At 35.2% G+C, this 10,147-nt stretch carries 13 protein-coding genes and 1 pseudogene; 2 read left to right on the top strand and 12 right to left on the bottom strand.

Features of this window, described 5'->3' with window-relative positions; all coding sequences use genetic code 11:
- Nucleotides 1-1,530: 1,530 nt before the first annotated feature.
- Nucleotides 1,531-2,460 carry a hypothetical protein gene (locus PVK70_RS18195; RefSeq protein WP_130049414.1) on the bottom strand — a complete coding sequence of 310 codons (930 nt, stop codon included), beginning with the start codon at nucleotides 2,458-2,460 and terminating at the stop codon, nucleotides 1,531-1,533.
- 770 nt (nucleotides 2,461-3,230) lie between these two features.
- Between PVK70_RS18195 and PVK70_RS18190 the strand changes: the two genes are divergently transcribed.
- Together PVK70_RS18190 and PVK70_RS18185 are read left to right on the top strand one after the other, a co-directional pair.
- Nucleotides 3,231-3,452, top strand: a complete 222-nt coding sequence (locus PVK70_RS18190) for a TA system antitoxin ParD family protein (RefSeq protein WP_045103941.1) — start codon at nucleotides 3,231-3,233, stop codon at nucleotides 3,450-3,452.
- The gene (locus PVK70_RS18185; protein ID WP_045103942.1) at nucleotides 3,445-3,735 is read left to right on the top strand and encodes a type II toxin-antitoxin system RelE/ParE family toxin; all 291 of its coding nucleotides are present in this window, start codon (nucleotides 3,445-3,447) and stop codon (nucleotides 3,733-3,735) included. The genes PVK70_RS18190 and PVK70_RS18185 overlap by 8 nt, the downstream gene beginning before the upstream one ends.
- Before the next feature lie 101 nt (nucleotides 3,736-3,836).
- Here the strand turns inward: PVK70_RS18185 and PVK70_RS18180 are convergent, their stop codons facing one another.
- The 11 genes and pseudogenes from PVK70_RS18180 to PVK70_RS18130 all read right to left on the bottom strand — a co-directional run bounded on the left by PVK70_RS18180 (nucleotide 3,837) and on the right by PVK70_RS18130 (nucleotide 10,034).
- Nucleotides 3,837-4,265: a helix-turn-helix domain-containing protein gene (locus PVK70_RS18180; RefSeq protein ID WP_045103959.1), complete on the bottom strand. Its 429-nt coding sequence runs from the start codon at nucleotides 4,263-4,265 to the stop codon at nucleotides 3,837-3,839.
- Nucleotides 4,262-4,573 (bottom strand): type II toxin-antitoxin system HigB family toxin, encoded by a 312-nt coding sequence (locus PVK70_RS18175; protein WP_045037622.1) that lies wholly within the window; start codon nucleotides 4,571-4,573, stop codon nucleotides 4,262-4,264. The genes PVK70_RS18180 and PVK70_RS18175 overlap by 4 nt, the downstream gene beginning before the upstream one ends.
- Nucleotides 4,574-4,768: 195 nt before the next feature.
- Nucleotides 4,769-5,212, bottom strand: coding sequence for a GNAT family N-acetyltransferase (locus PVK70_RS18170; protein ID WP_130049518.1), 444 nt, complete (start codon nucleotides 5,210-5,212; stop codon nucleotides 4,769-4,771).
- Nucleotides 5,213-5,408: 196 nt separating this feature from the next.
- Nucleotides 5,409-5,642: a hypothetical protein gene (locus PVK70_RS18165; protein ID WP_130049422.1), complete on the bottom strand. Its 234-nt coding sequence runs from the start codon at nucleotides 5,640-5,642 to the stop codon at nucleotides 5,409-5,411.
- 834 nt (nucleotides 5,643-6,476) lie between these two features.
- Nucleotides 6,477-6,629: a hypothetical protein gene (locus PVK70_RS18160; protein ID WP_274441699.1), complete on the bottom strand. Its 153-nt coding sequence runs from the start codon at nucleotides 6,627-6,629 to the stop codon at nucleotides 6,477-6,479.
- 27 nt (nucleotides 6,630-6,656) lie between these two features.
- A pseudogene (locus PVK70_RS18155) lies at nucleotides 6,657-6,743 on the bottom strand (GNAT family N-acetyltransferase); the annotation flags it as partial.
- Nucleotides 6,743-6,898, bottom strand: a complete 156-nt coding sequence (locus PVK70_RS18150) for a hypothetical protein (protein WP_274441698.1) — start codon at nucleotides 6,896-6,898, stop codon at nucleotides 6,743-6,745. The gene PVK70_RS18150 and the pseudogene PVK70_RS18155, both read right to left, overlap by 1 nt.
- A gap of 270 nt (nucleotides 6,899-7,168) precedes the next feature.
- A complete protein-coding gene (locus PVK70_RS18145; protein ID WP_130049424.1) occupies nucleotides 7,169-7,732 on the bottom strand; it encodes a hypothetical protein in 564 nt (187 codons plus the stop codon).
- A 161-nt stretch (nucleotides 7,733-7,893) separates the two neighbouring features.
- Complete coding sequence (locus PVK70_RS18140) at nucleotides 7,894-9,003, bottom strand: PIN domain-containing protein (RefSeq protein WP_130049425.1); 1,110 nt, start codon at nucleotides 9,001-9,003, stop codon at nucleotides 7,894-7,896.
- A gap of 140 nt (nucleotides 9,004-9,143) precedes the next feature.
- Entirely contained in the window at nucleotides 9,144-9,587 is a 444-nt protein-coding gene (locus tag PVK70_RS18135) for a GNAT family N-acetyltransferase (protein WP_130049426.1), read from the bottom strand.
- A gap of 159 nt (nucleotides 9,588-9,746) precedes the next feature.
- Entirely contained in the window at nucleotides 9,747-10,034 is a 288-nt protein-coding gene (locus tag PVK70_RS18130; RefSeq protein ID WP_130049427.1) for a hypothetical protein, read from the bottom strand.
- Nucleotides 10,035-10,147: the final 113 nt, after the last annotated feature.

The raw sequence follows: 10,147 nt of genomic DNA, 5'->3' as shown, positions 1-10,147 counted from the left end.
AAAAATGCTAAGAGGAAAACACTGATACAGGCTAAAATGAGGCATAACCAAAGAACAATTGAAGCGTAAATTAGCCGCTGAAACGCCTGAACTTGGGGCAATAATAGTTCAATGCCGAACCTGACGAAACGAACACCAAAAGGCTACAAAGAAAAAGGAAAACCACCCTACTTTTACACCTGAAAAACTAATGGTTCAATCGCTGAACTGAAGCAAAAAACTGCATTCTCAGAGTTCGTATAACGCCTGCATAACACGTTTGCTACGATACAGACTTAGCTGAATTTTACTGCCTTAATCACTGAAACTAAAGGCAAACCGACAACGCCGAATGTAGCAAATCGTGTTGATGCATTTGTTACACGATCTTTGTCAACGCTTCCATTAACTTGGTAAAGAATTGATTTACCAAGATTTACTGCAAACTGAGTTTAATTAGACTGGCTCAATTAAGCGAGCAAAATATCATTTCAACGGCAAAAATTGCGAAATGAAACAATCCCTTTTTCTTACACTATTTGTACGATTTAGTTTCAACAAGTTTTGAGCTAATAAACCAAATATCCTCGCCACAATTGGGATTGAAAATATTAAGAGTAAAACACTGACGCAGGATAAAATGAGGCAAAACCATGAACAATTGAAGCGTGTATTGGTTTCTGAAACCCATGAACTTTTGGCAATAATGGTCAATTGCCGAACCTAATGAAACGAATATTAAAAGGCAACAAAGAAAAAGGAAGTCTACCCTACTTTCACGCCTAAAAACTAACGGTTCAATCGCTGAACTGAGCCAAAAAACTGCGATCTTAGAGTTCGTGTAACGCCTGCATAACACGTTTGCTACGATACAGGCTTAGCTGAATTTTACTGCCTTAATCACTGAAACTAAAGGCAAACTGATAACGCCGAGTGTAGCAAATCGTGTTGATGCATTTGTTACACGATCTTTGTCAACGCTTCCATTAACTTGGTAAAGAATTGATTTACCAAGATTTACTGTAAACTGAGTTTAATTAGACTGGCTAAATTAAGCGAGCAAAATATCACTTCAACAGCAATAACCGTGAAACGAAACAATCCCTTTTCTTACACCATTTGTACGATTTGGTTTCAGCAAGTTTGGAGCTGATAAACCAAATATCCTAAACACAATTGGGATTAAAAATATTGAAAGTAAAACACTGACGCAGGATAAAATGAGGCGAAACCATGAACAATTGAAGCCTAAATTGGTTTCTGAAACCCATGAATTTTTGGCAATAATAGTCAATTGCCGAACCTGATGAAATGAAAACTAAAAGGCAACAAAGAAAAAGGAAATCCACCCTACTTTCACGCCTAAAAAACTAACGGCTCAATCGCTGAACTGAGCCAAAAAACTGCGATCTTAGAGTTCGTGTAACGCCTGCATAACACGTTTATTACTACAACGACTTAGCTGAATTTTACTGCCTTAAATACCGAAACCAAAGACAAACCTACAACGCCGAATGTAATAAATCGTGTTGATGCATTTGTTATAAGTAATCAACATGCTACAAAATGATCGCTATTGGTAATGTACATTTTTATATTTTGATAAATCATTGAGTTATTACGTTGACCTACCTTTTTCTTTGATTCCTTAATATTAACTGACCATTGACCAAAAAACACGTATTCCGTATTTATTGATAATGACTTTAACACCGTAGGATTTTTAACTACAACTTGAACCACAGTCCTCCTAATAACCCCTTTGCTATCAGGTTGAACAAATGGGGCATGTAACTCAACTACATGATAAGGATAATCGTTAACAGGTTCATTTATTCGATAGACAACACCTGAAATAGCTAGAGGTTGAGTATATTTTTCAGACCCATAATACTTTATGAAATTTTGTAGATTAGTATTATCAAAGAAAAACTTAGACCACGGTATTTTTTTATCTTTAAACTTAAGAATAACTAACGATTTTAATTCATTATCATTTTCACATAGAGTGCGTAACTCAATAATTTGCTTCAATGTTCTTAAATAATTACTTAACTTTCCTCTATTAGAGAAAGACTTATTGCTTTCTGCATTAGATCCCCAACCTTGAGATTTCATTTCAACCTCAATATTAGATAACTCCCTCAAAGCTTTAATTAAAATATGAAGCCGAAACTCATATTTTTTCTCTGATATAGCTTTAAAAACTTCTGATTCTGATTTTTTTGCAATAATACTCAAAGCACCCGAAATATTATACTTACAATCTTCAGCATGCGTTTCATGAGGTTTTAATCTGAAACAAGGAGGAATTTCAATTGTTTTCATTGCACATTTTCTAGGATGTCTATGTACAAATATCAATTCAGCTGAACATCCAGAGATCGCACACCTAACCTTACCTTGAGGTTTAGCTTCGTAACCCATAATACTAATTAGTTTTCCACTAGATAACCTAGCAGTTGGTATTTTACTTCCCACGGAGTCTCCTGATTACTTATAACGCCGCAATAACACGTGCGAAAGACTGACTTACAAAACCAATTATACTCTAAACCACAAACGCCGAGTGTAATTAGCATCGTGTTGATTGCTTTGTTACACGATCTTTGTCAACACTTCGCTTTAATTGGTAAAGAACTAATTTTCCAATAATATTTAGAAACCAATTCTAAATTACAAAAGCTAATTTAGCGAACAAAAGAACCGTTCAACTGCAAAAACTGCGAAACGAAACAATCCTTTTTCTAGCACCATTTGTACGATTTGGTTTCCGCAAGTTTGGAGCTGATAAACCAAATACCCTCGCTACAATTGGGATTGAAAATGCTACGAGCAAAGCACGGATGCAGAATAAAATGAGGCAAAAACATGAATAATTGAAGCGTGAATTAGTTTCTGAAATCCATGAACTTTTGGTAATAATGGTCAATTGCCGAACCTGATGAAACGAACACCAAAAGGAAACAAAGAAGAAGGAAAACCACCCTACTTTCACATCTAAAAATAGAATGGTTCTATCGCTGAACTGAGCCAAAAAACTGCTATCTTTAGTTCGTGTAACGCCTGCATAACACGTTTACTACTATACAGATCAAGCTGAATTTTACCGCCATAAACACCGAAACTAAAGACAAACCTACAATGCCGAATGTAGTAAATCGTGTTGATGCGATTGTTATGGCGCAACTTGCGACAACCGTAGCAATATACTACAATAATGAGAATTAACTTTAAATAGGATACTTACAATGGCTACAGCAAGCATCAGATTAGACCAAGACCTTGTGCAAAAAGCTACTATTATGGCTAAAGCATTCAGTCGCACCGCACCAAAACAAATTGAACACTGGGCTAAAATTGGTGAAATGATGGAAGATAACCCAGAACTATCATATGAGTTTGTAAAACAAGCAATTATTGCCAAAGCTGAAAAAGAAGCAGGAAAATTGGAGAGCTATAGTTTTGGCTAATATAACTCAAATTTTACAGACACCTACATTTAAGAAAGCAGTAAAAAAGCTACATAAAAATCAAAAGACGGATCTTGATAATGCAATTAAAGAATTAATGAAAGAGCCATTATTAGGAGAACAAAAGAAAGGTGACTTGTCATTTTTACGTGTCCATAAATTCAAAATGGTTAAGCAATTAACACTGCTTGGTTACAGTTACGAAGATGGCACGGTCACCCTTGAGCTAATGGCATTAGGATCTCATGAAAATTTTTACCGTGATGTTAAAAATATCTTCTGAGCCATAACGCCGCAATAACACGTGCGAACGACTTACTTTCCAAACCAATTATACTCTAAACCGCGAATGCCGAGTGTAATAGCATCGTGTTGATTGCTTTGTTAAACGCAGCCAAAAAACAATGCTGGGCTGATATTATACTTAGATGAAATAGCTTGAATATGCTCTTTCGTTAGCTTACGAGAACCATTAAGGATCATTGAAACTAAACTTTTACCTCCAATGACATCTTTTAAGTCATCAGCTTTAAGTTGATACTGATCCATTAATACACGTAGTGTTGCTACACCATCATCTAAGTTCTCAATACGAGCATTAAACTCTGCAAATTCATCTGCACGATCTTCCCAACGTTCAATAGATACTTCCAAAACCTCAATTAATGGTTTGTAAATATCATATTCTTCAATAAGATCTTCCATTAACTCCAAGGCTTCAGCGTATTCTTCTTCCGTTGAAATATGACCAACAAAACTAGCCATTGAAAATAATTGTAATGCTGTTGATTTAACTTGATTAAAATTTTTCATTTCGACTCCTTTGCGTATTTTGCACATAATTTGTCATATTCTGCATGAGGAACAATATGCTTAACAAACATTCTATTATCTCGAAATTCGATAAAAGTCATTAATCGTAAATTATTCCCACCGATATCCAGAACATACCATTTATCTTTATACTTAAAGTTATCTAAGCTTGGGTAAACATTTTTCATTTCCAGCGGATTTGAAAAGTTATTATTTTTTAATGATTTATATAATGCATCAATGGCCGCAGCATCATTCGGGTACTTTTTCGCCGCATCACTAAATGGTTTTCTTGATATTACGTGCATAAACACCTCTAAGTTCACTATATGTGAATATAGCACCTTCGAACCAAGTTCACAAGTTGTGAATTTACAAAGAAGCGTTTAACGCCTGCATAACACGTTTGCTACCATGCAGATTAAGCCCAAATTTACCACTTAATGCGGTAAACCAAAAGAAATCTAGAATGCCGAATGTAGCAAATCGTGTTGATGCATTTGTTATAAGCACATTCTCACACGGTTCATATGAACAAATTGAGCATCTTCTGATGTTACTTGGAAACCAAATTTACGATATAAACCGCCTACTCGATTGCCTTGCAAATAACACAATTTCACTGGTTTATTCTCGCTATCAGCAAACTCTAAACATTGGCTTAAAACCTGACTTCCTATTCCTTTCCCGTGAAAGCTTGGTAATAAAAAGAAACGGCAAAAATAGAAATGGTCGCCTTTGTTTTGAAGTAAATAGTTACCTACGGCTTCACCTGACATTTCAATGATGGTTGGTTTTTCCTCATCCCATTCATCTTGATGCATTTCACGTTGGATTTTATCGTCCCAACCAAACACAGCCTTAATTGGCTCAAATTCAGCCGCCTTTTTAAGTTCAAATAAGAACTCAAAATCACTATCTTTCGCTAAACGCGTAGAAAATTTCAAACCTTTACCTCTGGCTCAAATAACCTTAATAAATCGGTGCTTATAACGCCGCAATAACACGTTTACTACGACATAGACCTAGCTGAATTTTACTGCCTTAATCACTCAAACTAAAGGCAAACCTACAATGCCGAATGTAGTAAATCGTGTTGATTGCTTTGTTATAACGTTACTAAACACGTCAAATAAACCTAAATTACCACATATTCAAACGTTTTTGATAAATGCTATTAGTTGTCGAAGCCATTGATACAAAACCAATAAGACAAGCCGCGAACCAACGATAATTTAAATATTTGGTAACGGCACTCATAGCATCATCAGGTACAGGGGAATTCCATGCTGCTATAAAAGTAATACAACTGGCAACAAAAAGAATAACCGTTATTAATAGCCCTAATTTAACTTTCCAATCGAATAATTCGTACATAATTAACCTTTTGATAATTTTGATTTTCGGTCAAAATAATTTAATGATTATCGCAACTTCAGTCGCGCTGTATCGAGAGTCAGATCAAATATAGCGAGTAATTATTTGCCACTATGGTCCTATTTCAATATTTCACCACGTTATAACGCCGCAATAACACGTGCGAACGACTTACTTTCCAAACCAATTATACTTTAAACCACAAACGCCGAGTGTAATTAGCATCGTGTTGATTGCTTTGTTACACGATCTTTGTCAACGCTTCTCTTTAATTGGCAAAGAACTGATTTACCAATAATATTTAGAAACCAATTCTAAATTACAAAAGCTAATTTAGCGAACAAAAGAACCGTTCAACTACAAAAACTGCGAAACGAAACAATCCTTTTTCTAGCACCATTTGTGCGATTTGGTTTCAGCAAGTTTTGAGCTGATAAACCAAATATCATTGCCACAACTGGGATTGAAAATATGGCGAGTAAAACACTGACGCAGGATAAAATGAGGCATAACCAAAGAACAATTGAAGCGTAAATTAGTCGCTGAAACGCCTGAATTTAGGACAATAATAGTTCAATGCCGAACCTGATGAAACGAACACCAAAAGGCAACAAAGAAAAAGATAAACCACCCTACTTTCACGCCTAAAAAACTAACGGCTCAATCGCTGAACTGAGCCAAAAAACTGCTATCTTTAGTTCGTGTAACGCCTGCATAACACGTTTGCTACGATACAGACCTAGCTGAATTTTAACGCCTTAATCACTGAAACTAAAGGCAAACTGACAACGCCGAGTGTAGAAAATCGTGTTGATGCAATTGTTATGTGTGTTCTTATTGAACCAATGAACTTCTAAGTACGAAATGATCATCGACCGTTTCAATTACTGTCCATTTTAGATTTGAATACAATGCAGGAATATGAGTAAAAACCAGCAACTCTGGTTCAGCCATTTCACTAACCATTTTTTCAGCATGATTAATCAATTGTGAGCTAATTCCTTGCTTACGATTTTCAGGTTTAATAAAGACAGCATTAACCCAAACTGCCTGCTCTTGAGTAATTGGAGATAGAAAACGAGTAAAAACTAAACCACCAATTAACTCACCATTTCTAATGCAATAATAGGATTTGGGATTACTTTTCCATCTTTTGTTGTAGATAGTGGTTCAACATCATCCCACTCACTTTCAAACCATTGATACAATTCAGTTAAATACGTTGAGTTACTTTCAACCGTTTGAATTAAAACCATAATTACTCCATTAAACCTATCATTTCCGTAAAAACACATAACGCCTGCATAACACGTTTACTACTAGGCAATTATACTCAATATTGACGCCTTAAAACGAGAAACACTCGGCAAACTGAGATTGCCGAGTGTAGTAAATCGTGTTGATGCATTTGTTATAACACCTAAGCCTTTGGTTTATTTTTAGGCGGCGGTGGTTGCTTCTTATGATTAACAATCATACGTGTTGGCGGCGGTGGCGGTGGTGGCTTATTTTTATCTTTCATAAAGTTACCTCGACGTTTTATCAGAAACCAATTCAATTTTTGTCGGTTTCTCTAGTTCTAAATTATATGAATAGTAAGGGATACAAGATATAAGTGCCAATACAGATGCAACACTCATCGCTAATACGCCTAAATATAACTTCCTTGCCCTAGCCTCGTTAACTTCAGAGTTAAAGGAAGCACATTTAATGTAATACTCTGTCATTGTTTGTTTGTAAGTAGCAATTACATTTTCACCCGAATCATCTTCTTCATAGTGTTTTTTTAAAACCTTACGATATTCTTCTAATTCTCTAGGTAAAGGTAAATACTCATATTTTGAACCGCCCCAAGCTGATTTTAAAAAATATACTGAAACACAAGTAATTATAGTTGAAAATAGATACGGCAGTCCAAACATTGCTACACCAACAGGCTCTCCAGAGAAATTAATTTTCTCAAAAACATATGCGAGAAAGCCAATCAATACGATTAAAGCAGCAGTAGGAGCTTGGAGTCTATTATCAAAAACTTCGCTACGTTGAATTTCAAAATGATAAAAGTCTTTATAGTGCGTAAGTAGATCCATTTTACCTCTAAATATCAATGTCAATCTTTGGTGTTATAACGCCTGCATAACACGTTTACTACTATGCAATTATACTCAAAATTGACGCCTTAAAACGAGAAACACCCGGCAAACTGAGATTGCCGAGTGTAGTAAATCGTGTTGATGCATTTGTTATGTGATTAATAGTAATCGCAGTAATCAAGTTCTAGCTCACCAAAATCTATGACACTTATCTGGTCAACAATCTCAACATCTTCAATCACAAGTTCATTAATATCCCCGTTTAAATCACCTGAAATTGTTATTAATATTTCTGATTGAAATTCATCTTCAGCATTAACAGTTATACTTCCAAGGCCTATTAGGTCTCCATCAATAGAATCAGTGGATAATGAAAACTCCCCTTCAGCTTCTACATAGATCTCAGCCCAAGCCTCGATTACTACCCAATTCTCGTCTGTATCGATTACAGTGAAATTATTATCCATTAATTTAAAACTATTAAATTTTCCACTTGAGCCGTCAGCTTCCCAATAAAATTGAGAGTTAGCCTCTTGATCAGGAGTAAATCCATATAACGCTGATTCAAGACCGCTTTCAATATTAGTTAAAAAAGTTGACGCTGTAGAATTACTTAAAGCTATTTTAAGATTATCCAAAAGAGCATAAGGTGCTGTAGCTGTATTGAAATAAGACAGTCCTTTTGAAAAGTCTTCAATATAATCAATATTATCTGAATTATTACAATACCTTTCCCAATCTTTATCTGTTGCTACAGCTAAAACTGTTTTACCTTCTCTTTCTGCCCATTCCTCAACTGCCATTAAAATAATAGCATCAGGAAACTCATTTTTCTTTTTTCCCGTTTCAGAAAATGGAGCTTCATTTGCGAAATATTTCTTCAGTAATTCTCCTACAGAAATATAATCATTACATTCCAAACTTAAAGCACCAGTATTAACAAGAAATGCATTTAATCTTGAGCTAGCAAGCCCCTCAATTTCATCACTACCAACAATTAAATTTTTCGCATCATTTAATACACTTCCATCGAAAAACACATGGTCACTCGCATCGTTAATTGCTTTTTCTAAAGCACTCCGAGATATTTTAATTTTTTTATCTAGATGCGTTAGTATTTCATTTTTGATAACATCAGGAACAATAAACTCAATAGAGCTTGCAGCAAACTGCTTTAATTTTCCTAGCAACCCACTTTCTAATCGCAGCCCATTGCTATCAAATATAGACGTGTCTACTAGTATTGCATCATATTCTTTTTGTTCCATATATCCTCAAACCTCAATAATCACATAACGCCTGCATAACACGTTTGCTACCATGCAGATTAAGCTCAATTTACCACTTAATATGGTAAACCCAAAGAAATCTAGAATGCCGAATGTAGCAAATCGTGTTGATGCATTTGTTATAAGCACATTCTCACACGGTTCATATGAATAAATTGAGCATCTTCTGATGTTACTTGGAAACCAAATTTACGATATAAACCGCCTACTCGATTACCTTGTAAATAACACAATTTTACTGGTTTATTTTCGCTATCAGCAAACTCTAAACATTGACTTAAAATCTGACTTCCGATTCCTTTCCCGTGAAAATTTGGCAATAAAAAGAAACGGCAAAAATAGAAATGGTCGCCTTTGTTTTGAAGCAAATAGCTACCTACTGCTTCACCTGATATTTCAATGATGGTTGGTTTTTCTTCATCCCATTCATCTTGATGCATTTCACGTTGGACTTTATCATCCCAACCAAATACAGCCTTAATTGGCTCAAATTCAGCCGCCTTTTTAAGTTCAAACAAGAACTCAAAATCATCATCTTTCGCTGAACGCGTAGAAAATTTCAAACCTTTACCTCTGGCTCAAATAACCTTAATAAATCGGTGCTTATAACGCCTGCATAACACGTTTACTACTAAGCAATTATACTTAATATTGACGCCTTAAAACGAGAAACACCCGACAACCTGAGATGCCGAGTGTAGTAAATCGTGTTGATGCATTTGTTATGTGCGCTCTCTCTTGGCAAATTCTTTTTCGTAAAAGATTTCTGCGACTATCCAAATAATGTGATTAATAACTAAACCAAACACAAGTAAAGCTATCGCAGCAATACCAAAATCAATTGAGAATTCACCCCAATTGCGGATCTTATCAAACAGCATAAAACCTAAAAAAGAACCGAACAAAACTGCTCCAGCAACTATTAACGTATGCTTACCCACATAATGTAAGCGACCTTTTCTTCGAGTGATTGCCCAACGATTATATTGTTTATTTATCCAACTATTCATATTCTCCAATCCTTAGTAAGAAATGACAATTTGAATTAACTACATTAATTATTGTACATAAATCAATAAGGTAATATGAGAGCTATATCTTAATTTCAAATATCGATAAGCAC

It is taken from the genome of Aliivibrio sp. A6 (assembly GCF_028765505.1).
GTDB lineage: Bacteria > Pseudomonadota > Gammaproteobacteria > Enterobacterales > Vibrionaceae > Aliivibrio > Aliivibrio finisterrensis_A.
The sequence above is the reverse complement of the archived record's forward strand: the minus strand, read 5'-3'. Positions and strand labels throughout refer to the sequence as shown.

Coding starts and splice junctions, on each gene's coding strand:
- PVK70_RS18165 (WP_130049422.1), bottom strand. CDS start 5,642: ATGTACGAATTATTCGATTGGAAAGTTAAATTAGGGCTATTAATAACG.
- PVK70_RS18175 (WP_045037622.1), bottom strand. CDS start 4,573: ATGCACGTAATATCAAGAAAACCATTTAGTGATGCGGCGAAAAAGTAC.
- PVK70_RS18190 (WP_045103941.1), top strand. CDS start 3,231: ATGGCTACAGCAAGCATCAGATTAGACCAAGACCTTGTGCAAAAAGCT.
- PVK70_RS18150 (WP_274441698.1), bottom strand. CDS start 6,898: ATGGTTTTAATTCAAACGGTTGAAAGTAACTCAACGTATTTAACTGAA.
- PVK70_RS18140 (WP_130049425.1), bottom strand. CDS start 9,003: ATGGAACAAAAAGAATATGATGCAATACTAGTAGACACGTCTATATTT.
- PVK70_RS18145 (WP_130049424.1), bottom strand. CDS start 7,732: ATGGATCTACTTACGCACTATAAAGACTTTTATCATTTTGAAATTCAA.
- PVK70_RS18180 (WP_045103959.1), bottom strand. CDS start 4,265: ATGAAAAATTTTAATCAAGTTAAATCAACAGCATTACAATTATTTTCA.
- PVK70_RS18130 (WP_130049427.1), bottom strand. CDS start 10,034: ATGAATAGTTGGATAAATAAACAATATAATCGTTGGGCAATCACTCGA.